This is a genomic window from Micromonospora vinacea, assembly GCF_015751785.1.
Taxonomy (GTDB): Bacteria; Actinomycetota; Actinomycetes; order Mycobacteriales; family Micromonosporaceae; genus Micromonospora; species Micromonospora vinacea.
The window spans coordinates 2199690-2220755 of sequence record NZ_JADOTY010000001.1 but is presented as its reverse complement, the minus strand read 5'-3'; the positions used below and the strand labels follow the sequence as shown (position 1 = coordinate 2220755).

Below are 21066 nucleotides of genomic sequence, written 5' to 3'. Positions count from 1 at the left end.
GTAGCAACAGAATGACGATGGCCACCGGATGACGGCTCCCGTGCTACCTCCGACCATGGTCGTGGGATACCGTTCCCCCGATAACAGGAGGTCTGGCGAATGTCGTTGACGGTGCACACGGAACAACGCGGCGACGTGGTCGTCGTGTCGGTCGCGGGCGAGCTGGACATGGCCACTGCACCGCAGTTGCAGGACCAGATCACCGACCTGCTCGACAAGGGCCGCAACCGGCTGGTGTTCGACCTGGCGGACGTCTCGTTCTGCGACTCGACCGGTCTGTCGGTCTTCGTCCGCGCCAAGAACAGCTGCGACGAGGCTGGCGGCGTGGTCCGGCTGGCCGCCCCGCAGCGCGGTGTACTGCGCATCCTCGAGGTGAGCGGGCTGGTCGAGGTGCTGCACACCTACCCGACGGTGGATGAGGCAGTCGCCGGCGAATCGACGCCGGCTTCCTCCTGACCCTCCGCGTGCGTCACTCGTCCTCGACGTAACGGGGACGAGCGATCGCCATGCCCGCCGTCGTCTGCACTGCGAGGGCGCCCAGCAGGAACCCGATCGGCGCGGTCCAGCCGCCGGTGGCCTCGTAGAGGATGCCGACCATCAGCGGGCCGAGGGCAGCGATCACGTAACCGGTGCTCTGCGCGAACGCGGAGAGCGCGACAGTCCCCTCGGCTGTGCGGGCGCGCAGGCCGATGGCGGTCAGGATCATCGGGAACGCGCCCTGCCCGATCGCCAGGAGGGCGACCCAGAGCAGCGCGGCACCGTGCGGTGCGAACGCCAACCCCAGGTAGGCCAGCGCCGACGCCGTGGTCAGCCCGAGCACCAGCGGTCGCAGGGTGCCAAGCCGGCCGGCCAGGGTGGGCATCAGCAGCGCGATCGGCACGCCGAGAGCGGTCACCCCGGCGAGCAGCAGCCCGGCCGACTCCGGCTGGTAACCGGCGTCGCGGAACAGTTGGGCCAGCCAGCCCATGATCGCGTACCCGCTGAGCGACTGGGCCCCGAAGTAGACGGCCATCGCCCAGCCGAGCCGGGTCCGTGCCGGCCGGACCCGCGTCGGCGTGGCGACGACCGTCGTCGGGGTCGCCCGCCGCGCCGCGGCGCGGGCCCGCAGCGCCAGCGGCACCCACGGGAGTACGGCCACCGCGGCCATCGCGGCCCAGACGCCGAGCCCGGCCCGCCATGACCCGAAGGCGTGCGCGATCGGCACCGCGGAGGCGGCGGCCACCGTCGTACCCACTGTCAACGCCATCGTGTACGCCCCGGTGACCAGGCCGGTGCGGTGCGGGAAGTGCTGCTTGACCAGCATCGGAAGCAGAATGTTGGCGACCGCGATGCCGGACAGCGCCAGTGCGCTGGTGAGCACGAAGATCAAGGCCGAGTCGGTGGCGACCCGGAGCACCTGGCCGACGGCGAGGGCGAGCATGGCGACCACCAGCACCCGGGCCGGTGCGACCCGGCGGACCAGCCACGGGGTGAGCGCGCCGAGGCCGGCGAACGCGATGGTCGGCAGGGTGGTGACCAGACCGGCGGTGACGCCGGAGAGGCCCAGCCCGTCGCGGACCTCGTCGAGCAGCGCGCCGAGGCTCGTCACCACGGCCCGCAGGTTGAGCGCGACCAGCAGCATCCCGACCAGCACCAACGCGCCACCGGTCGCCGGGTGCGTCCGCCGGCCGGCGCCGGGGTCCCGCGTCGGGCGAGGGTGGACGGCGACGGGGGCGGGCAGCGCCGGAGCGGCGGTTGGTGGCGGGGTCATGACCCTTAACCTACAATCATGGGATGAATTTGGGACCGGTGATGTAACCAGTGCCACCGTCGGTTGAATTCCCCTCCGCGCCGCCGGCGCCGCCCCCCGGCCAGCCCGCCGTGCCACCCCGCGGCCACCGGGTCCGGCAGACCACAGAGCAACTCCGCGCCCGGATCCTCGGCGGCGAATGGCCCGTCGGCGGGCGCATCCCCACCGAGCCACAACTGGTCGCCGCACTGGGCGTCGGGCGCAACACGGTCCGCGAGGCCGTCCGCGCCCTGGTGCACGCCGGAGTGCTGGAGTGCCGGCAGGGCTCCGGCACCTACGTGGTGTCCACCGACGAACTGGCACCCGTGGTCGCCCGCCGACTCGGCGACGACCGGATGACCGAGGTCATCGAGGTACGCCGCGCCTTCGAGGTGGAGGCCGCCCGGCTCGCCGCGCTGAGGCGTACCCCGGAGGACCTGGCGGCGCTCGACGGCGCGCTCGCCCAGCGCGAGGCCGCCTGGCACGGCGGCCGGGTCGACGCGTTCGTCGAGGCCGACGCGGCACTGCACACGGCAGTGGTCGCCGCCGCGCACAACGCCATGCTCGCCGAGCTGTACGCCTCGGTCGGCACCGCCCTGCGCAGCACCGTCGCCCAGGCCATGGGTGGAGCGCTCACCCCGGAGCGCTACGTCGACCACAGTCGGCTGGTCGAGGCGATCCGGGCCGGCGATCCCGGCCGGGCGGCGCTGGAAGCCGGCGCTTTTCTGGAACCCGCCGAACGGGCATAGGTTGTGCCCGACAGAAAAGCGGACACCTCGGGAGTACGAATGCTCAAGGGCTTCAAAGACTTCATCATGCGCGGCAACGTCGTCGACCTGGCGGTCGGTGTCGTCATCGGCGCCGCGTTCACGGGCGTGGTCACCCAGCTCACCAAGTCGTTCCTCGAACCGCTGGTCCGGGTAATCATCGTGTTGATCACCGGGAACAAGAACGGCCTCACCGGCTCGGTCCCCACGTTCCGGGAGATCCCGTTCGACTGGGTGGCCTTCGTCAACGCGGTGATCACCTTCCTGTTGACCGCGCTGGCGCTCTACTTCCTGGTCGTCTACCCGATGAACCGGCTGGCCGAGCGGCGCAAGCGGGGCGAGGAGCCGCCGCCGGCGGCGCCGAGCGAGGAGGTCAAGCTGCTCACCGAGATCCGGGACGCCCTGGTCTCCGCCGGCCACACCACCCCCGGCCAGCAGCGCGGGGCGCTGGACGACGTGCTGGGCCGCCGCCCGGAGCCGCCGGCGCAGCGCTGACCCGAACGGATGCACATCGGCCCCTGTGGGATTCCCGCAGGGGCCGCACCTTCTCGTACGTGTGTTCGATAGAGTCCCGCCATGGAGCAGCGAAAGCACTGGTGGAACGGGAAGTGGGGGCGGCTCGCCCGACGGGACGTCTTCCTACGGGTGGACGCCGACCGGTGGCACGTCGAGCAGCGGGCCGGCGGAGCCGAGGGCATCTCCCGTTTCTACGAGTACGGCAGTGCGGACGAAGCCGAGGACACCGTCCGCGCGCTGCTCGACGGCCCGGACACCTGGCGGGAGTTGTCCCCCCGCCCGCCCGGCGGCTGGACCCTCCCGAACAGCTGAGTGGACGGGTGCAGCAGACAGTACGGGGGCCCTTCGTCCGCCACCGTGGCTCCGCCTCCCGGTGGCGGTACTGCTCTTTATGGTGGTGATGACTCTGAGGCATATTGATGCCACACAGTCATCACGCTCTCCGGCCCATCGCCTCGAGCCACTGCCGCTACCCCATCGGCGAGCGGGCCAAGCGGCGCGCGCCAGCGAAGCGGCGGTGCCTGCGGGCGGCGGCGTTTAGCGGCGCGCCGACCTGGGAACCGCAGCGGGATGGACCAGCAGGACGAGCAGCAGGCGACCATCTCGCGGATCACCACCGGGATGCCGGTGATCGATTCCGCCGGCACCGAGGTCGGGACCGTGGACCTCGTCCAACGGGCTGACCCGAACGCGGTGACCGTCCAGACGCCGACCGCCGACCCGGGCAGCAGCCTGGACGAACTGATCGAGGCGACCGCCGTCGAGGAGCCGGACGTTCCGGCCGATCTGGCGGCGCGGCTGCTGCACAGCGGCTACCTGAAGGTTTCGACCGACCTGACCCGCACCGGGGCTGTCTACGTACCGGCGGACCGGATCGGGTCGGTGGCCGACGGCCGGGTCCTCCTGGCCGTCGGTGTGGCCGACCTGCCGCCCGAGGAGTGACCCCACCACCCTGATCGACTCGGGCTCAAGGAAGTCGGGGCATCCGGAGCCTTGGGACAGCCCGACTTCATGAAACCCGAGTGGATCTTTCCGCCGCCGCGGGGGCGGCGGGCTGCTCCGGCGCCGCGGGGGCGGGCTGCTCCGGCGCGGCGGGGGCGGGCTGCTCCGGCGCGGCGGGTTGGCGGCGGTGGAAGAGCAGCAGCATCAGGCAGCCCGCGACCAGGCCCCAGAACGCGCCGCCCACGCCGACCAGCGTCACCCCGGACGCGGTCACCACGAAGGTGACCACTGCGGCCTCGCGGGTCGCCGGGTCGGTCACCGCCGAGGCGAGGGCGGTGGCGAGTGCGCCCAGGAGCGCCAGCCCGGCGACCGCCTCGATGAGGATCGGTGGGGCGACAGCGACCAGGGTGGTGGCCACACCGGCGCCCAGGCCGAGCACGGCCAGCCCAGCCCCGGCGGTGACCGAGGCGATCCACCGGCGCTCCGGGTCCGGGTGGGCGTCGGGGCCGGCGGCGAGCGCTGCGGTGATCGCCGCGAGGTTCACCGCGTGCCCGCCGGCCGGCGCGGCGAGCAGACTGGCCAGGCCGGTGGTCCGCAGCGCGGCGCCGAACGGCGGCCGGTAGCCGTAGCCGACCAGTACCGCCATGCCGGGCACGTTCTGCGCGGCCATGGTGACCAGGAACAGCGGCAGGGCCAACCCGATCAGTGCGGACGCGTTCCAGGCCGGCGCGGTCAGCGTGACCGACGGGATCAGCGCGGCGCCGGTCAGGCCGGCTGGCGGTGTGGTCAGTGCGATCGCCGCCACCGCCACCACAAGCGCGCCGGGCACCGCCCAGCGGCGGGCGAACCGGTGCAGCAGCAGCCAGCCGACCACCACCGGCCCGGCCACCATCGGCAGCTCGACAAGCGCGCGGACCGGGGCCGTACACAGGGGTAGCAGCACCCCGGCGAGCATCGCGCCGGCCACCGGCTTGGGGATGGCGGCCACCGCCCGGCCGAGTGGTGGGAACAGCCCGGCCGCGACGATCAGCGCACCGGAGACGAGGAAGGCGCCCACCGCCACCGGCCATCCGCCCGGTGGCGTCCCGGTCGCCACCAGCAGCGCCGCGCCCGGGGTGGACCAGGCCGCGCTCATCGGGATCCGGTACCGCCAGCCCAGCCAGGCGGCGACGAGCCCGCTCGCCACGCAGAGCGCCAGCAGGCCGGAGGCGGCCTGGGCGTCCGACGCGCCCGCCGCTCGGAGCCCGGCCAGCACGACTGTGAACGAGCTGGCGAAGCCCACCAGCGCGGTCACCACCCCCGCCAGCACCGGTTGCACGCGTCCGGCCATGCCACCCTCCCGACTGTTCCGTTTACGGAACGGAAGCGTGTAGCACGATAGCCGGGTGCCGCACCCACCACCAGAGCCACGTCCGGGCCTCGACGTGGATCCCGCAGTCGTCGGCCGTCGGGTCCGCGCCCTGCGCGAGGAACGAGGGCTCTCGCTGTCCACACTCGCCCGGCTCGCCGGCGTCGGGAAGGCCACCCTCTCCGGCCTGGAGCACGGCACCCGCAACCCGACCCTGGAGACGCTCTGGGCGGTCACCGCGCAGCTCGGCGTACCGTTCACCGCCCTGCTGGCCGAACCAACGGCCGAGCCCACCGTGCACGGCACCGCTGTCACCGCCACCCTGCTGGAGGTGTTCACCGACACCGACGCGACCTACGAGCTGTACCGGATGCGGGTCGCACCCGGCGTCACGCAACTCTCCCCCGCCCACGCGCCGGGAGTCACCGAGCACGTCACCGTCTTCGCCGGGGTGCTGCGCGCCGGGCCGGCCGACGCACCGCTGACCGCCCCGGCCGGCGGTCATCTCCGCTGGGTGTCGGACGTGCCACACAGCTACGCGGCCGTGGGTGACGAGGAGGTCGCCGCCAGCCTGCTACTGCGCTATCCGCGCCGCTGAGGCCCCGCCGATCGGTCACGCACCGTCGGACCCGGCGACGAAAATCGCAATCATTTCTCGACCTAGGTAGGAGGCGTAGAGACGAATGCGGGTTGTTCTTGGCAAGCTTGACCCCATGACGCTGATCCTCCGCTCGGTCATCCTCAACGACATCGGCTTGGTGCGCACCAACAACGAGGACTCCGCCCTCGCCGGTGACCGCCTGATCGCCGTCGCCGACGGCATGGGTGGGCTGCCTGCGGGCGAGGTGGCGAGCGAGATCGTGATCCGGATCCTGGACGAGCTGGCTCCGCCCACCGACCCCGACGGCGCCGCCGACGCGCTGCGTGCCGTGGTCAGCACCGCCAACCAGCGCATCCACGCCGCGATCACCGTCGACCCGAGCCGGGACGGCATGGGGACGACGCTCACCGCGGCGCTGCTGGCCGGCGAGACGCTGGTGCTGGCCCAGGTGGGCGACTCCCGCTGCTACCTGCTGCGCGACGGGGAGCTGACCCAGCTCACCCGGGACGACACGTTCGTGCAGGCGCTTGTCGACCAGGGCACCCTCTCTCCCGAGCAGGCCCGCCACCACCCGCAGCGGTCCCTGGTGACCCGGGCCGTGCAGGGCGCCGACACCCCACCCGCTGTCGGTGTGCTCACAGTGGTCCCCGGCGACCGGCTGCTGCTGTGCAGCGACGGGCTCTCCGACTACGTCGAGGACGAGGCCATCGCGGCAGCCCTGGGCATGTACGCCGACCGTCAGCAGTGCGGTGAGCAGTTGGTGAAGCTGGCCCACCACGCCGGCGCACCGGACAACGTCACAGTCGTGGTCTCCGACGTCGTCGCCCGCTGACCGGTACGGCTCACTCGGCGGCTCACCCGAGCCGACCGGTTCGGGTTCCGCCGGCCGCCGTGGGCCGCGGATCGGGCTATTCCGGTTGCTGCCACCCGCGCGGCGGGTTGAGATGAGCGAATGACCATTCGCCGGGTGACCGACGACGACCGTCTCACCACCAGCTTTCCGCTGGCCGCCTACGCCTTCGAGTCCTCGCCGCTCAGTGCCGCCCGGACCGCTGAGTTCCGCGACTACCTGCCCTACAACCAGGGCAACCGGACGCTGATCGCCGAGGAGGACGGCACCACGTTGGCCGCCGTCTCGGCCATCCCGATGCGACAGAACCTGCGCGGGGTGGTGCTGCCGATGGCCGGTGTCGCCGGGGTGGCGACCCATCCGCTGGCCCGCCGGCAGGGGCACGTGCGGACGTTGCTGCACCAACTCCTCGACGAGATGCGCGACGAGGGGCACCCGGTCAGCGCGCTCTATCCGTTCCGGCCCAGCTTCTACGCCCGGTTCGGCTACGTCGGGCTGCCCAAGCCGCGCCGGGTCACCTTCACTCCGGCAAACCTGGGTTCGCTGCTCCGGGTGGACCTGCCCGGCGAGGTCGGCTGGGAACGCATCGCCGCCGGCTATCCGGCGTGGAGGGCGTTCACCGAGCGCAACCTCCAGGAACGACACGGCTTCGCGATCTTCCCGGACCACCGGGCGGTCGGAATGCGTGACCGTGACGAGTACTGGCTGCTCACCGCCCGGGTCGGCGGGGAGGTCACCGGCGCTGTGACGTACCGGATCGACGAACACGGCGGCACGTTGCACGGCAACGAGCTGCTGGTCACCGATCCGCTCGCGCGGACACTGCTGTTGCAGTTCTTCGCCCGGCACGTCGACCAGATCGAGCGGGTCACCGTCCAGGTTCCGCCCGACGAGTTGCCCGAGCTGTGGCTGACCGACCTGGACGTGCACGTCGAGGCCCGCACGGCCGTGCCGGGTTCGTCCGCGCCGATGGCCCGGCTGCTCTCCCTGGACGCGCTGAGCGGCCTGCCCGCCGGCCCGGGGCGGGTGCGGATCGAGCTGACCGGGGACCGCTGGCTGGCCGGCACCCACCTTCTCGACGGCACGACCGGCGCGCTGGAACTGGTCGACGACACCACCGGCCGGGCGCCGACCGCCACGCTCACCGCCGCCGGGCTCTCCGCCCTCGCGTACGGGGTGCTGGACCCGGCCGAGCTACCGCTGCGCGGTCTGGGTGAGGTGCCGGTGGACGCGGCCACGGAGCTGCGCGGCCTCTTTCCCCGCCGGGTGCCGTACCTCTTCGCCGACTTCTGAGCCCTCCTCGTTCGAGTTGATCGCTGGGGCACACGCGCAGGGCGGGCTGCTGCCCACCGCTCTCGGCGCTGCCGGCGGTGCGGTGGTCTACACAGTGGCCAACCGCGCCACAACCGGCGGGCGTGGCTTAGCTGCGCATTAAACCGGCTCGGCGGATTCGTCGCGATGCCGTCGCGGCTCCTAGCATCACGGGGTGCGCATGACGTCGCTTGCAGCTCTCCTCGTCCTCGGTGTCGCCACCGCGACCCTGCCCGCCTGCGCGCCCAACGACCCGGCCCCCGCCTTCGAGGCCGGCTCGTCCGCCTCACCGACGGCGGCGCCCACAGGCGGTCAGAGCGAGACGCCGGGTGCGCGGGACGGCCTCGGCGGCCCGGGGGCCAGCGCCAGCCCGAAGCCCGCCAACAAGGTGCTCGCCGCCGGCAACCCGAACGGCAAGGCCACGGTGCCGGCCGAGGCGCGGGCGGTGGACACCTCGAAGTCGACCCGGACCATCGGCACCGGCACCCCGGCGAGCTGCACCTCCGCAGCGGTCGTGAAGGCCGTGGCGGCTGGCGGCGTCATCACGTTCAACTGTGGACCAGCCCCGGTGACCATCAAGATGGCCGCCACCGCGAAGGTCCGCAACGCCAACGGTCCGAAGATCGTGCTGGACGGTGGCGGCACTGTCACGCTGAGCGGCCAGGGGCGGCGCCGCATCCTCTACATGAACACCTGCGACGAGGCCCAGGGCTTCACCACCTCGCACTGCCAGAACCAGGACCACCCGCAGCTCACCGTGCAGAACCTCACCTTCGCCGACGGCAACTCCACCGGCGAGAAGGCCGAGGGCGGCGGCGGTGGGGCGATCTTCGTCCGCGGTGGACGGCTGAAGGTGGTCAACTCGCGCTTCGTCCGCAACCGCTGCGACCGCACCGGTCCCGACCTGGGTGGCGCGGCCGTACGGGTGCTGAGCCAGTACGAGAACAAGCCGGTGTACGTGGTGAGCAGCACCTTCGACGGCGGTTCCTGCTCCAACGGAGGGGCGCTGAGCAGCATCGGCGTGTCGTGGGTGGTGCTGAACAGCCTGCTCAGGAACAACGAGGCGATCGGCAGCGGCGCCAACCCGGCCAAGTCCGGTACGCCCGGCGGCGGCAGCGGCGGCGCGATCTACTGCGACGGCAACGAGTTCACCGTACGGATCGCCGGCACGATCATCGAGAACAACAAGGCCAACGAGGGTGGCGGCGCTGTCTTCTTCGTGAGCAACAACCGCACCGGCACGATGAGGATCGAAAACTCGACGCTGCGCCGCAATCCCAGCGCCAAGTTCGAGACCCGCGGCTTCCCCGGCATCTTCTTCCTCGGCGCCCGCAATCCCACTGTCACCAACTCCAAGCTGAGCTGACGCCGCGTACCTCAGTAGGGGTTTCCCTGGCCGGGTGGGCGGGCGTGGAGGAGAGCGGCAGGGCGGCCGGGTAGGTCCCGTGCGCCGGACATCGGTGGGCTAGCCGTGTGGTCGCCGTCGGCCATTCCGGCGAAGAGTTCCTTGAGCGCCGTCAACGCACTGATCTTGGGGTGCCAACCCAGCTCGGTCTCCGCGCGCTCGCTGGACATCAGCGGGGCGTTCAGACCCAGCTCCACCCAGCCCGCGTCGACCGGTTGCAGCCGCGCCCGCCAGGTCAGCGCCGCCGCCGCCCGCAGCACCGGCGCGGCGACCGGCACCGTCCAACCATGGAAGTGCCGGGCCACCAGCTCCGGAGTGAGTACCGGGTCCGCGGCGACATTGAAGGCACCGCGCGCATCACCCAACACCGCCCTGGCGTACGCGTCGGCCACGTCATCGGCGTGCACCGCCTGCATCCGCAACCGGCGGTTCGTCGGCACCAGCGGGATCCGCCCGTAGCGCAGCAGCCGCACCGGCGCCAGCGGGCCGAGGAAGTACCGCGTGATCTCCGCACCGGCGGCCCGCTGGAAGATCAACCCGGGTCGCATCCGCACCACCCGCAGCGCCGGTTGATCGCGTTCGACCTCGTTAAGCAGCGCCTCCACCTCCGCCTTGTGCTCGCTGTACGACGACCCGAGCACACCGGTGGCCGGCCACCGCTCGCTGATCGGGTGGTCCTTCGGGCCGGGCGCGTAGGTGCCGACCGACGAGGCGTACACCAGGGCTGGCACCCCGGCCTGGACCACCGCGTTGATCACCGCCCGACTGCCCTCGACGTTGGTCCGGCGCAGCACCCGTTGGTCGTGGCTGGGCTGGATCTGCCAGGCCAGGTGCACCACCGCGTCCGCACCCGCGAACACCTCGGCAAGCTGCCCGGCCGCGCCCGGCGCGCCGATGTCGCAGGAGTGCCACTCCACCTGGTCGTACGGCTCGCCCGCATCCGGGCCGGGCAACCGTCGAACGACCCCGGCCAGCTCCACGCCCCGCTCCCGGCGCAGCCGCCGCAGCAGCGCCGTACCGACGTTGCCGCTGGCCCCCACCACCACGATCCGCATGCCCGACCCCGTACCCGCCCAGCAGCAGCTCAACCACCCATCAGCGCGGCGCGGGCCAGCGGCCTGCCACTTGATCCACTCGGCTTCCTGAAAGTCGGGGTAACCGAGCGCTCAGGACCAGCCCGACTTCCGGGATCCCGAGTCGATCAAGGGCGAGGGGACTCCCGTACCCAGCCGTGTTTCTCTTTCCCTCGCCTACCGGCGGCGGCGGCCAGGCAGCGTGGGCAGATCCAGCCGACCGCGTCCGCCTCGGTGAGCACATCGGTACCGGAGTAGTCGAAGGGCACATGCGGGAAGCGCCGCAATCGGGTCCGGCTCAGTGCCAGGCCACAGACCGTCTGGTTCTGACCGGGCAGCCAGGCGTGCACCTCCCCGCCCGGCTGGCGTACGCCGTCGCGCCCGACCTCCTCCCCGGAGGCCGCCACGGCCGGCAAGCGGCTTGCTCCCATGCCGGTCCTGGTTCCCCACCGGCCCACACCCATGCGCCGCCGCGGGAGATCGCCCGGCGCAACCCAGCGCCTCGGACCCCCGCCGCGCCACCGACAGGCGATGATCGAGTGCGGCGGACACCGGCCAGCCGCAGCCATCGACGGTCGGCCGGAAGCCGAGAGTCGTCGACGCTCACCGTCGGGTAACCTGAGCGCGCGGGCCGCTAGCTCAATGGCAGAGCTGTGGACTTTTAATCCATAGGTTCAGGGTTCGAGTCCCTGGCGGCCCACTTCCAAGCAGGTCAGCGACCCTTTGCGGGGCCGCTGTTGGCGTCAATCGGGCCGGTACAGCAGCGAAGTACAGCAGTCGACCCTCGCCGGTCCGACTCTTGCCGAGCCGCTGCGCATCTCGCACGTCAACTACCGGCAGAGTGAGCCGATCAGCTCTTCGAAGCCGGGGAACTCTTCCCGCGCTGCGGCGATGACCTCATCCGCCGACCTGCGATGCGATGGTGCCCAGCGTTGGGCGATCTCCGCGAGGCACTCATCCGTGCGCGGCTCATGGTCATGATCGGGATAGGCCGTTGCTTCCCATGGACCGAAGCCGTCGGCGAGAAGCCACAGGGAAGTCGGAGCCGTCAAGCTGCGCATTTCCCGTCCACGCCCTCCACCACTCGGCAATCTCACCCGAGTCGAGGAAGTGGGAGTACGGCTCGAAGTCAACGCCGGCCGCCGGGCTCGCCCCCTGGTGTTGTCTTCGTGGCACCATGTTTCGCTGTGGATCATCAGGGGCAGTTTCATCGTGCAGCGCTCGCGTTGGGCATCCCGGACGACGAGGTCAGCCGGTTCATCCAGCACCTCCGTTTGTCGATCCGGTTGAGCGGAGGATCCAGCGGTGTTCCGGTGGGGCAGTTCGGTGGGTTGCCCCGGCTGCCGGTGGGCGTGGACTGGCCGTCCGACGGGGTCAGTCCGTTGCCGTTCATCTTCTCGGTCGACTGTGCGGTGCTGCCAAGAGTCGACGGCTTCGGTCTGCCGGCAGACGGCTCGCTGCTGTTCTTCCTGAATCACGAGCAGGCCGCTGCCACCGGGGAGCGAAGGTATGGGCGAGTCGTGTATGTGCCGGCCGGTACCGATACCGAGGTGGCGGCAGGATCCACCGACGACGCGTTCGTCGGCGAGCAGTACGACGTCGGTGCCACGCTGCGCGCGGAGTTCCCCGATTGGTTCGGGGCGGACGACGAGGACGAGGAGGACGACGACGACCTGTCGCCCTTCCAGCAACAGTTGGCCCGTGACCTCGAGCGTGACCTGCCGCACCTTGACGAATTCTGCGCTCTGGCCAACGATCTCTGGCCGCCTGACAACGGGTACGCCAGCGCCTATATCGGCGGGTATGCCGACGAGGAGGTAATCAAGAGTTTTGCGGAGCAGACCCTCGCGTGGCGCGAGAAGACCGGCGAGATCGTCATCCCGGTCGCGAAATGGTATTCCCATGTGGAGAAGGAAACGCACCGGCTGACGAGTGAGTGGGTGTCGCTCGCCCGCTTTCCCGTAGACAACGAGCTCTATTACCGGAGTGATGGGAGTTTCGTGATCCGTCACGACGACCTGGCTGCTAGTCGGCTGGACGAGGCACTTTCCGTGGCTGAGTCGATCCCATAGAACACCGGCGGCGGCTGTCACCCGTCAAGTGAAGCCGATGGGCGGTGGCGGACTGGCGCTCATGGTGGCCTACCTGCGCCGGGCCGGGCCGATCACCCGGGCCCGATTCATGGAGGCGTGGACCCGGGGCTACATCGGGCGGGGAGCCTAGCGGCTGCGTGAGCAGCCAAAAGAGCAGCCAAGCCAGCGATGACGGGCGGATCGGCGCAGGGTCGGCCCGACTGGTGATGATTATTGGTGGCGGGCTGCGAGCCAGACGCGCTTTAGGGTGCGCGACGGCTGACGTCACGCGCGTTGGTAGCCTGACGCGTTCTCGCGCGAGAGGTGGAGTCTGCCCGGTGCTCAGGATGGTGCTGCGTAGGTCAGTCGCGGTGGTGGCCGTCTGCATGGTGACCGCGTGCGATTCTTCAACTGCTCACCCAACAGATCGATCAGCGGGCGAAACCACCCCCTCCACGGCGCAGGCGACCGGCTCGGCCACAGCAATGAAGCCAGCTTCCCCAGCAGTTCCGGCGACCGGCGGATCCGGCTACTCCCCTACGCTGTCCACACGCCTGGTGACCACGGACTCACTGCCGGCCGGATTCACTGTGCAGATCGCGACAACCATGGCGCGAGATGCTGGAGACCAGCGCCCGGCCGCCAACGTGTCCTGTTCGGACATGATCCCGCTGCTGTCGGGCAGGCGGCTAACCGGGAACCCGTCAGCGATGGCCGCAGCCACCCTCAGTTATGACGCGGACCCCGATTGGTCCTGGGTGGCAAACGAAGTCCTCAGGACCTACGCCGATGACGGCGCACGACGAGCAATGACCGACCTGCGGACCTTCATCGGCCGTTGCCCCACCGTCGTGGTGTCGTCCGGCCTTGGCATCGGCGACAGGTACCGCTACGCAGTGGCGCCAGGGCCGCGGCTGGGCGATGACAGTATTCACCTTAGCTGCCGCACGTCTGGTTCCGAGACGCTGGAATGGGACAGCATACTCATCCGGATCGGAACCGCTCTGGTGGTCGTCCAAGAGGAGGGAAACAAACCCGGCGGCGACACATACCTCACCCAGCTCGCCGAGGCTGCGCTCCGCAGATTCCAGACGACCGGATCCTGAAGGGCCTTACGCGCCTTGGAGAGCGCCATTTGCGCCACGGTGACGTCCGCACCAGCAGTTGCCGGTCAAGGACTCGTCGTACCCTGCGCGGTCCTCGCGGTTCCGGTCATCGACCTGGATCCCGAGCGGGTCAGAACGAGAAGTGTTTGACCACTGCCCAACCCCGCTCGGCGGAGCTGGCATACAAGGCTCGTAGGTCCTCGTGGTGCTGAGCCAGGCGCTCCCGCAGCTCGTCGTCGGACTCGGACGAGGGCAGTTGGCCCCATTCCTCCCACAGGTCCGGAAACGAAACTCTTCCCAGGTACGCCGCGGTCCGCACCACTTCCGGCGGATCGAGCGTCACGTGGCCCGGCCCGCCGCCGGGGTCGGGTATGTGCCGGCCTCCGAAGACGGGAAGTTCCCGGTCGGCACCCAGCTGCGATTGGAGCAGGTAAAGCTCGTTCAGCTGGAAGAAGCCGCGCTCCAGCCATGCTGCGGTACCTGCCCGGACCCGCCGGCGCAGCTCGTCGAACTCGACATCGAACAGGGCGTCAAAACCTGCTGGGCCTACGGGCAGGTCGGAGGATTCGAGCCCTTGCAGGTAGATCCACATACTCACTTTCGGCAAACTACCGCCTGCCGATGGTGTGCCACGATCTGCCCGTGTGCGCCTGGGACGGACTGAGCCATGAGGAGCAGTGCCTCATGGTCAACGCTCAGGAGCATGACCTTCTGCCGAGCGTGCTCTGGGACTGGCGGACCGATCTCGACCAGGAAGACAAGCTGGCCCTGCTGCCGGTGCTTGCCGCTGCCCTGGTCGCTCTGGTCGATGAGGGGCTCATCGAGGTACGCCGGCTGCTCGTCGACGGCAGCGGCAGCTACGAGGTGGTTCCCCGCGGACAGCTTCCTGACCTGCTCGCCGACCAGGCTGCGTGGGAGTACACGGATCACAGTTGGATCCATCGCGACGAGGGCCTGATGATCGTCGAGACCCAGGCGGGGCGAGAGTTGTCGCGCACCGCTCGCTGGGGCGTGCCGGATCCCCAGAGCTCGAACCCCTACCTGAAGTAGCCGGGTGTCGGAGGGGTGCGGGGCTCGAGTTCCTGGCGCCGGGCGCTGACGTAGATATCCTCTTCAGGTGCTGGCCCGCGTGAAGATCGTTGACACGGGTCCGGCACTGCGAAGGGACTATCGAACATGCCCCGTGTGGTACCGGCGGTCATCCGCGCACTCGACGTCCTCGAACTGTTCCTGGACTGCCCCCAACTGTCGGCCCGCCAGGTGATGGAGCGACTCGACCTGCCCCGCACGACTGTCCACGAGTTGCTCGTGACGCTTGAGGCTCGCGCGTACCTGATCTCCGTACCGGGTCAGCCTGTGCAGTATCGGCTCGGCATGCCGCTGTTCCAGCTGGGCGCGGCGTTCGCGGGCCGGCTTGATCTGGTACGCGAGGCGCAGGGCGTGGCGCGGGACGTGGCCGCCGCGTGCGACGAGGCGGTTCATGTGGCGGTGCTCGACGGCGCCGATGTCATCTATCTCGTCAAGTTCGACAGCACTCACCCCGTTCGGATGGTTTCCGGGGTCGGGCTGCGGCTGCCCGCGCACTGCACGGCCGTCGGCAAGGTACTGCTGTCGGCCCTCGATCAGGCGGACCTGGACGCCGTCCTGCTGAAGGACCCCCTGCCGGGCATGACGCCGGACAGCATCACCGACCCGGATCTTCTTCGTGAGCATCTGAACCGTGTCCGGGCGGAGGGTGTCGCGGTCGACATCGGCGAGTCGGACACCGCGATGCGCTGTGTCGCTGCGGGGATCCGGGACCATACTGGCGCCATCATCGCTGGGATGAGTCTGTCCGCGCCGATCATTCGTTGGACGCCTCAGGTGCAGGTGGAGTGGACCGGGCTGGTTCGCGACGGCGCGGCCGTGTTGTCGGCTCGCATGGGCTACCGGGCGCAACCTCGGTAGGCAACCTCCCGCTTTCGGTTCGAAACAACATCGAAACATTGACATTGCTCATCAGGCTGCCCTAGCGTCGCGACCACTCGATACGGTATATCGAACCTAGTTCGAAATCTCGAACGGCGGTGGTCCTGTGACCCGACCGAACTGGAACGTCAGCGCTACTGCCTCGGCCCGGTCGCCGATCGCCTCAGCCTCGTCGCGCCACCCGGAGAGCGCCACCCGACATGTCTCGGGTGGCTCCGACGAAGCGCGCGTGAGCGGACGTCCCACGGTGACGGGCGGGCCCGCTCACCACCGCAGGAACCCACGAACGAACTGATCTCGACGGGCGCCCCTCGGTGGTCGCCGGCAGAAACCAACTGCAACACAACCATCGCGGTGTTCGCCAGCTAGACCTTCGGCGTGCAGCCGTGCGCGGGAAAGAGAAGGAGGCGGGTGTCCATGGAGGACAAGTCGGCGTGGTCACGGCGCGGCTTTCTGGGGATGGGGGTGGGGGTGCTCGGCGCGGCCGGTCTGGCCGCGTGTGGGGGCAGCTCCGAGTCACCCAGCAAGGTGCAGCCAGAGGTTCCGCAGGAGCTGATCGACGCCGCGGCGGCGATGAAGGGCTCCTCGATGGGCATGCTGTCGCAGAAGCTGTACTCGACGGCGGCGAACGAAGCCCTTGACAGCTCGATCAAGAAGTTCGCAGACACCACCGGAACGAAGATCGAGAACAGTCTGGTCCAGGCCGACGCCGGCGACGTGGTGGCCAAGATCGACGCCGAGGTCAAGGGTGGGGTGGCCCGTGACCTGGCGTTCATGACCGACTCGCGGTTCGTCGCGCAGTTCCAGTCGCTGGGCGACCTGGAGGACGTGACGGACGTCGTTCAGGCGCTCACCGCCAAGTACGGCGAACCCTGCGCCGAGGCCAAGAACTTCTGCGTCTTCGACGGCAAGTGGTTCGCGATCCCGTACCACTTCATCGGGATCGGGTCGTTCCTGCGCAAGGACTGGATGCAGGACAAGGGCATCTCCCCCAAGGACATCTACAGCTGGGAGGAGCTGCGGGACCTGTGCCTGGAGATCTCCGATCCGACCAAGCGCCGGTTCGGCTGGGGCATGACGGTGAACCGGTCCGGTGACGGCAACGGCATGATCGAGGCGCTGATCAACGCCTACGGCGGGTCGATCGCCTCCAACGACGGCCGGAAGGTCACCTTCAACTCCCCGGAGACGGTGCAGGCGGTGACCTTCCTCGGCGACATCTACACCAACTCCAAGTACAAGCCGATGTTGCCGCCGGGGATCGCGAGCTGGACCGACACCAGCAACAACGAGAACTGGCTCGCCGGGATCCTCGGCTACACCCGCAACCAGTTCAGCGTCTACGCGGACTCCCGGACCAAGAAGAACCCGGTGCACGCGAACACCCACGTGTTCTCCGACTGCATCGGGCCGGCGACCGACAATCCGCTGCTGCTCGGCCAGTCGCAGGGCTTCGTCGTCTTCAAGGGCGCCAAGAACCCGGCGCTCGCCAAGCTCCTGGCGCAGTACCTGGTCAGCGCGCCCGCGCTGCTCGGGGTGGCGAAGGAGGCACCCGGCCTGGTGATGCCCGCCTGGGAGAAGGTCTGGGACGCCGACCCGTTCTTCACCAGCGGCGACGCCGCGTTCCCCATGCTGCGCAGGATCACTGAACTGAAGCTGCCGCTGAACACGAAGAACGGGCTGGCCTTCCCGCAGAAGGCCAGCGCGGGCCAGCAGGCCGTGGGTTCGGCCTACGTCCTCACCGACATGATGCAGCAGGTAGTGCAGGGCACGGCGCCGGCGCAGGCCGTGACGGCCGCCCACGCGAAGATGGTGCAGATCTTCAACCAGCAGGGGCTGCGGCAGTGAGGTCGGTCCGCCCTGCGCGGGTCCCGGCGGCGAGGAAATCCCCGCCGCCGGGACCCGGCTCCCTCACGGCGGTCCAGCGGCGGCTGGGTCGTGACTGGCGACTGGCGGCACTGTTCCTGGCGCCGATGGCCGTGCTGGTCGGCGGGCTCGTCCTCGTGCCGATCGCCCGGTCGATCATCACGAGCACCACGGAACGGCACGGGCAGGACACCGTCTTCGTCGGCCTGGACAACTACCTGGCGCTCGTCGGCGACGACCAGTTCCACACCGGCGTGGTGAATTCGTTCGTCTTCACCGCGTACGCCGAGGTTTTCAAGGTCGTGCTGGGGTTGGCGGCGGCCCTGCTGCTGCACCATCGCCGCCGCGGGCGGGCCGTGCTGGCGGGGTTGCTCCTGGTGCCGTGGGTGGTGCCGACGGTGGTGACGGCGTTCAGCTGGCGTGCGCTGCTCGACCCGATCTTCGGCAGCGTCAACACGCTCCTCACCGCCACCGGGATCGGGCCACTGCTGGCCAGCGCGCACCTGGTCGACAGCTGGCCCGCGGGCTGGCTCTCCGACCCGGAGCTGGCCATGCCGTCGGTGATCCTCGTGAACGTCTGGAAGGGAGTGCCGTTCTTCACCGTGTGTTTCCTGGCGGGGTTGAAGGCCATCCCGGCGGACCTCTACGAGGCGGCGACCATCGACGGCGCCACGTCGTGGCAGCGGTTCAAAAACGTGACGCTGCCCGGACTGCGCCACGTGATCACCGTGACGGTGACCCTGTCGTCGATCTGGACGTTCAACAACTTCGACCTCGTGTGGTTGCTGACGCAGGGCGGCCCGGGTGACGTGACAGCGCCGTACGTGCTCATCGCCTACTCGAAGGCGATCCTGCAACTCCAGTACGGCGCGGGCGCGGCGGTCACTCTCGTCATGCTGCCGATCATCGGCGGGCTGGTGTTCGTCCTGGTCCGGTTGCTGCGCCAGGACACCACCATCAAACTGCCCCGGCGACGTCGGACAGCCCGGTGGATCGGCACGCGGCGGTGGGCCGGGACGGCGCGGAAGGCGCTGCCGTGGGTCGTCACCGCGCTGGTCACCGGTCTGCTGGCCTGGGCATCACCGCAGATCTTCTGGAAGGCGGCGGTGGTCCTCGGGGTGATCCTGCTGATCGCGGCGGCGGTCGGCCGGGTCGTCTCGACCCTCCAGTCCCGGGGTGGTCGCCGGTCGTCCTCAGCGGTGTCGGGCCTGGGGTCCTGGGCCGCGCTGGCCGGGTTGCTCTTCTTCGTGCTGGGCCCGCTGTACTGGATCGCCGTCACGGCCTTCAAGTCCGAGGGCCAGGTCGTCATGCGTACCGACGACCTGTGGCCGACGCCGTGGACCTTCGAGCAGTTCGGCGCCCTGTTCGACAACCAACCGTTCGGCCGCTGGTACCTCAACACACTGCTGGTGTCGGCGGCATCCACGGCGGTGGCACTGGTCTGCGCCGCCCTGGCGGGGTACGCGCTGGCCCGGCTGCGGTTCCGGGGTGCGCAGGGCTTCACCGTCACGGTGCTGCTCACCTACGTGATGCCGGGCGCGCTGCTGTTCATCCCGCTGTACCAGATGCTCATCGGCGCCCGGCTCACCGACTCGTTGTGGTCCCTGGTGGTGACGTACCCGACCTTCACGCTGCCGTTCGCCACCTGGCTGTTGGTGGGGTACTTCTCGTCGATCCCCATCGAGTTGGAGGAGGCCGCACTGGTCGACGGTTGCAGCCGCATCCAGGCGTTCGGCCGGGTGGTGCTGCCGCTGGCCAAGCCAGGTCTGCTGGCGGTCGCGCTCTTCACCCTGACCAACGCCTGGAACGAGTTCCTCTTCGCCTTCGTGTTCATCACCAAGGACGAGTACAAGACGCTCCCGGTGGGGATGCAGTCGATGATCGCCGGGGACGTCGTACCGCAGGGACAACTCGCCGCCGCGTCACTGCTCGTCAGCATCCCCGTGGTGATCATGTACGCCCTCGGGCAGCGCTTCCTGACCGAAGGGCTCACCGCGGGCGCTGTGAAGGGCTGAGTTCGCGATGTGAACCGGACGGGCCGCTGGTGTCAGGACCTGCCTCGCACGGTGTCAGGGGACGTGCTCATGCGGACTCGTTTCCGGTCTGTGTGCGCGTGTAGGTGAGGAAGAGAGCGCCACTGTCCAGAACGGTGTGGTCGGTCAGGCGCCAGGTGCGTGGTGCGAAGACGGCGTCGCGGCCGAAGAGCGGGATGCCGGCGCCAATGGTCAACGGGGCAAGCTTGATGATCAGCTGGTCGATCTCGGAGTAGAGGGCACCGGCCAGCGCACCGCCGCCGATCACCCAGACGTCCTTGCCGTCGTGCCGCTTCAGCTCTCGTACCGTGGCAATTGGGTCTTGGCCGATGACCTCGACGGCCGGGTCCGGGCTGCTGCCCAGCGTGCGGGAAAAGACCAGGTGGCGCAGGTGCGGGTACGCGTCGGTCACGCCGGCCTTCAGGCCCACCTCGTACGAGTGGCGCCCTTCCAGCACGGTGTCGAACCGGCTGCCCTGGCCGGTGATGCCGAACGCCTGCCGGGCCGGACCGGGGAGCGTCTCCGGATATTCGCTGACGAGGTGGCGCAGATAGTCATCCGGGACGGGCCAGAACCCGCCGGGGCCGGTGGGGTCGGCGCCGTCGGGGCCGGCGATGAAGCCGTCCAGGGTGGCGGCGATGTAATACACGAGCTTGCGCACGACGATCTCCTCGTTCAGGCTGCCGGATGCTTCGGCGGCAACGTCCATCAGCCTGCCCGGCGAGGCACCCGGTGACAAGATCACAGCACGCCATGACCGGCGCTCTCCGCTATTCGGCGCCGGCGATGATCGCGCCGCTGACCGTGTCCACATACCACCGCTGGTACTGCTCGATCGCCCATCCGCGTTGCCGGACGAGCCAGTCGAAGTTGCGGATGTCCTGGGCCAACCAGAGGATGTCGGCCACCTGGTCGACGTTCAGGTCGGGGCGGAGGCCTCCGGTGCCGACGAGTTCGGCGGCGAACATGCCCATGCCCCGGCGGCGGTCGTCGACGTTCTTGCGCCAGATCTCGGCGGCGTCCGGATCGGCCGTGGCCGCGCCGGCCAGCGCGAGCATCACCTGGGCCTGCCGGGCGTTGACCTCGGCCAGATGGCGGGCGTAGCGGACGAGCTTGGCGCGAGGGTCGGCGAGCGCGCGGATCTCGGCGACGAAGGGCCGGTCCGGCAGGGCCACCGGTTCATCGTCACCGGCCAGGGTGACGTCGACCAACTGGGAGAGCAGTTGCCGCTTGTTGCCGAAGACCGCGTACAGGGTCTGGACCGCGACGCCGGCTTCCGCGGCGACGGCGGTCAGCGGTGTGGCGGCGTAACCGGGGTCGACGAACAGCCGGCCAGCCGCTTCGAGGATCGCTCGCCGGGTCTGTCGGGCCTGCTCCTGCCGCCGGGAAGAGTCATAACGCCGCTTGACAACCACGGCCTGAGTGTAGTGCTCTATTGGA

At 69.8% G+C, this 21066-nt stretch carries 22 protein-coding genes and 1 tRNA gene; 16 read left to right on the top strand and 7 right to left on the bottom strand.

The features are described 5' to 3' along the window. Nucleotides 1–99 precede the first annotated feature (99 nt). Nucleotides 100–456: an STAS domain-containing protein gene (locus tag IW249_RS10720; protein ID WP_196920593.1), complete on the top strand. Its 357-nt coding sequence runs from the start codon at nt 100–102 to the stop codon at nt 454–456. A 13-nt stretch (nt 457–469) separates the two neighbouring features. Here IW249_RS10720 and IW249_RS10715 read toward each other — a convergent pair whose 3' ends face one another. Next, the gene (locus IW249_RS10715) at nt 470–1750 is read right to left on the bottom strand and encodes an MFS transporter (protein ID WP_372432951.1); all 1281 of its coding nucleotides are present in this window, start codon (nt 1748–1750) and stop codon (nt 470–472) included. Nucleotides 1751–1800: 50 nt separating this feature from the next. On the opposite strand from IW249_RS10715, the gene IW249_RS10710 reads away from it, so the two are divergent. The 4 genes from IW249_RS10710 to IW249_RS10695 all read left to right on the top strand — a co-directional run bounded on the left by IW249_RS10710 (nt 1801) and on the right by IW249_RS10695 (nt 3993). Next, nucleotides 1801–2517, top strand: coding sequence for a FadR/GntR family transcriptional regulator (locus IW249_RS10710; protein ID WP_196920592.1), 717 nt, complete (start codon nt 1801–1803; stop codon nt 2515–2517). 39 nt (nt 2518–2556) lie between these two features. Further along, nucleotides 2557–3030 (top strand): large conductance mechanosensitive channel protein MscL, encoded by a 474-nt coding sequence (gene mscL / locus IW249_RS10705; protein WP_196920591.1) that lies wholly within the window; start codon nt 2557–2559, stop codon nt 3028–3030. Between the two features lie 81 nt (nt 3031–3111). Continuing rightward, complete coding sequence (locus IW249_RS10700; RefSeq protein WP_030486188.1) at nt 3112–3363, top strand: hypothetical protein; 252 nt, start codon at nt 3112–3114, stop codon at nt 3361–3363. Nucleotides 3364–3621: 258 nt separating this feature from the next. Then, nucleotides 3622–3993 carry a hypothetical protein gene (locus IW249_RS10695; protein ID WP_184180542.1) on the top strand — a complete coding sequence of 124 codons (372 nt, stop codon included), beginning with the start codon at nt 3622–3624 and terminating at the stop codon, nt 3991–3993. 67 nt (nt 3994–4060) lie between these two features. Here IW249_RS10695 and IW249_RS10690 read toward each other — a convergent pair whose 3' ends face one another. Next, on the bottom strand, nt 4061–5323 hold the full coding sequence (locus IW249_RS10690) for a benzoate/H(+) symporter BenE family transporter (protein WP_196920590.1): 1263 nt from the start codon (nt 5321–5323) through the stop codon (nt 4061–4063). A 55-nt stretch (nt 5324–5378) separates the two neighbouring features. Between IW249_RS10690 and IW249_RS10685 the strand changes: the two genes are divergently transcribed. The 4 genes from IW249_RS10685 to IW249_RS10670 all read left to right on the top strand — a co-directional run bounded on the left by IW249_RS10685 (nt 5379) and on the right by IW249_RS10670 (nt 9469). Further along, the gene (locus IW249_RS10685; RefSeq protein WP_307788562.1) at nt 5379–5939 is read left to right on the top strand and encodes a helix-turn-helix domain-containing protein; all 561 of its coding nucleotides are present in this window, start codon (nt 5379–5381) and stop codon (nt 5937–5939) included. Nucleotides 5940–6054: 115 nt separating this feature from the next. Then, nucleotides 6055–6774: a PP2C family protein-serine/threonine phosphatase gene (locus tag IW249_RS10680; RefSeq protein ID WP_124770664.1), complete on the top strand. Its 720-nt coding sequence runs from the start codon at nt 6055–6057 to the stop codon at nt 6772–6774. 120 nt (nt 6775–6894) lie between these two features. Then, the gene (locus tag IW249_RS10675; RefSeq protein WP_196920589.1) at nt 6895–8085 is read left to right on the top strand and encodes a GNAT family N-acetyltransferase; all 1191 of its coding nucleotides are present in this window, start codon (nt 6895–6897) and stop codon (nt 8083–8085) included. Nucleotides 8086–8284: 199 nt separating this feature from the next. Further along, on the top strand, nt 8285–9469 hold the full coding sequence (locus IW249_RS10670; protein WP_196924728.1) for a hypothetical protein: 1185 nt from the start codon (nt 8285–8287) through the stop codon (nt 9467–9469). 11 nt (nt 9470–9480) lie between these two features. On the opposite strand, the gene IW249_RS10665 is transcribed toward IW249_RS10670, so the two are convergent. Next, nucleotides 9481–10563 (bottom strand): NAD-dependent epimerase/dehydratase family protein, encoded by a 1083-nt coding sequence (locus tag IW249_RS10665; protein ID WP_196920588.1) that lies wholly within the window; start codon nt 10561–10563, stop codon nt 9481–9483. Between the two features lie 146 nt (nt 10564–10709). Continuing rightward, a complete protein-coding gene (locus IW249_RS10660) occupies nt 10710–11012 on the bottom strand; it encodes a hypothetical protein (RefSeq protein ID WP_196920587.1) in 303 nt (100 codons plus the stop codon). Nucleotides 11013–11209: 197 nt separating this feature from the next. Between IW249_RS10660 and IW249_RS10655 the strand changes: the two genes are divergently transcribed. From IW249_RS10655 to IW249_RS10645, 3 genes are all read left to right on the top strand, one after another. After that, nucleotides 11210–11281 (top strand) — tRNA-Lys (locus IW249_RS10655). Nucleotides 11282–11768: 487 nt separating this feature from the next. Then, on the top strand, nt 11769–12653 hold the full coding sequence (locus tag IW249_RS10650) for a DUF1963 domain-containing protein (RefSeq protein ID WP_196920586.1): 885 nt from the start codon (nt 11769–11771) through the stop codon (nt 12651–12653). A 557-nt stretch (nt 12654–13210) separates the two neighbouring features. Next, entirely contained in the window at nt 13211–13759 is a 549-nt protein-coding gene (locus IW249_RS10645) for a hypothetical protein (protein ID WP_196920585.1), read from the top strand. Between the two features lie 130 nt (nt 13760–13889). On the opposite strand, the gene IW249_RS10640 is transcribed toward IW249_RS10645, so the two are convergent. Next, on the bottom strand, nt 13890–14351 hold the full coding sequence (locus tag IW249_RS10640) for a hypothetical protein (protein ID WP_196920584.1): 462 nt from the start codon (nt 14349–14351) through the stop codon (nt 13890–13892). A gap of 92 nt (nt 14352–14443) precedes the next feature. On the opposite strand from IW249_RS10640, the gene IW249_RS10635 reads away from it, so the two are divergent. The 4 genes from IW249_RS10635 (at nt 14444) to IW249_RS10620 (ending at nt 19608) form a co-directional block, all read left to right on the top strand. Next, entirely contained in the window at nt 14444–14809 is a 366-nt protein-coding gene (locus IW249_RS10635) for a hypothetical protein (RefSeq protein ID WP_196920583.1), read from the top strand. A 126-nt stretch (nt 14810–14935) separates the two neighbouring features. Continuing rightward, nucleotides 14936–15706, top strand: coding sequence for an IclR family transcriptional regulator (locus tag IW249_RS10630; RefSeq protein WP_196920582.1), 771 nt, complete (start codon nt 14936–14938; stop codon nt 15704–15706). A gap of 438 nt (nt 15707–16144) precedes the next feature. Beyond that, nucleotides 16145–17575 (top strand): extracellular solute-binding protein, encoded by a 1431-nt coding sequence (locus tag IW249_RS10625; protein WP_196924727.1) that lies wholly within the window; start codon nt 16145–16147, stop codon nt 17573–17575. Between the two features lie 125 nt (nt 17576–17700). Beyond that, nucleotides 17701–19608, top strand: a complete 1908-nt coding sequence (locus IW249_RS10620; RefSeq protein ID WP_231392476.1) for an ABC transporter permease — start codon at nt 17701–17703, stop codon at nt 19606–19608. Nucleotides 19609–19675: 67 nt separating this feature from the next. On the opposite strand, the gene IW249_RS10615 is transcribed toward IW249_RS10620, so the two are convergent. Together IW249_RS10615 and IW249_RS10610 are read right to left on the bottom strand one after the other, a co-directional pair. After that, nucleotides 19676–20287, bottom strand: coding sequence for a dihydrofolate reductase family protein (locus tag IW249_RS10615; RefSeq protein ID WP_196920580.1), 612 nt, complete (start codon nt 20285–20287; stop codon nt 19676–19678). 109 nt (nt 20288–20396) lie between these two features. Then, nucleotides 20397–21041 (bottom strand): TetR/AcrR family transcriptional regulator, encoded by a 645-nt coding sequence (locus tag IW249_RS10610; RefSeq protein WP_307788561.1) that lies wholly within the window; start codon nt 21039–21041, stop codon nt 20397–20399. Nucleotides 21042–21066: the final 25 nt, after the last annotated feature.

What these genes read in the sequence shown, in the direction of transcription:
- IW249_RS10640 (WP_196920584.1), bottom strand. Translation starts at nt 14,351, where the DNA reads ATGTGGATCTACCTGCAAGGGCTCGAATCCTCCGACCTGCCCGTAGGC.
- IW249_RS10625 (WP_196924727.1), top strand. Translation starts at nt 16,145, where the DNA reads ATGGAGGACAAGTCGGCGTGGTCACGGCGCGGCTTTCTGGGGATGGGG.
- IW249_RS10715 (WP_372432951.1), bottom strand. Translation starts at nt 1,750, where the DNA reads ATGACCCCGCCACCAACCGCCGCTCCGGCGCTGCCCGCCCCCGTCGCC.
- IW249_RS10660 (WP_196920587.1), bottom strand. Translation starts at nt 11,012, where the DNA reads ATGGGAGCAAGCCGCTTGCCGGCCGTGGCGGCCTCCGGGGAGGAGGTC.
- IW249_RS10695 (WP_184180542.1), top strand. Translation starts at nt 3,622, where the DNA reads ATGGACCAGCAGGACGAGCAGCAGGCGACCATCTCGCGGATCACCACC.
- IW249_RS10680 (WP_124770664.1), top strand. Translation starts at nt 6,055, where the DNA reads ATGACGCTGATCCTCCGCTCGGTCATCCTCAACGACATCGGCTTGGTG.
- IW249_RS10635 (WP_196920583.1), top strand. Translation starts at nt 14,444, where the DNA reads ATGGTCAACGCTCAGGAGCATGACCTTCTGCCGAGCGTGCTCTGGGAC.
- IW249_RS10620 (WP_231392476.1), top strand. Translation starts at nt 17,701, where the DNA reads ATGGCCGTGCTGGTCGGCGGGCTCGTCCTCGTGCCGATCGCCCGGTCG.
- IW249_RS10670 (WP_196924728.1), top strand. Translation starts at nt 8,285, where the DNA reads ATGACGTCGCTTGCAGCTCTCCTCGTCCTCGGTGTCGCCACCGCGACC.
- IW249_RS10665 (WP_196920588.1), bottom strand. Translation starts at nt 10,563, where the DNA reads ATGCGGATCGTGGTGGTGGGGGCCAGCGGCAACGTCGGTACGGCGCTG.
- IW249_RS10630 (WP_196920582.1), top strand. Translation starts at nt 14,936, where the DNA reads ATGCCCCGTGTGGTACCGGCGGTCATCCGCGCACTCGACGTCCTCGAA.
- IW249_RS10700 (WP_030486188.1), top strand. Translation starts at nt 3,112, where the DNA reads ATGGAGCAGCGAAAGCACTGGTGGAACGGGAAGTGGGGGCGGCTCGCC.
- IW249_RS10690 (WP_196920590.1), bottom strand. Translation starts at nt 5,323, where the DNA reads ATGGCCGGACGCGTGCAACCGGTGCTGGCGGGGGTGGTGACCGCGCTG.
- mscL (WP_196920591.1), top strand. Translation starts at nt 2,557, where the DNA reads ATGCTCAAGGGCTTCAAAGACTTCATCATGCGCGGCAACGTCGTCGAC.
- IW249_RS10720 (WP_196920593.1), top strand. Translation starts at nt 100, where the DNA reads ATGTCGTTGACGGTGCACACGGAACAACGCGGCGACGTGGTCGTCGTG.
- IW249_RS10675 (WP_196920589.1), top strand. Translation starts at nt 6,895, where the DNA reads ATGACCATTCGCCGGGTGACCGACGACGACCGTCTCACCACCAGCTTT.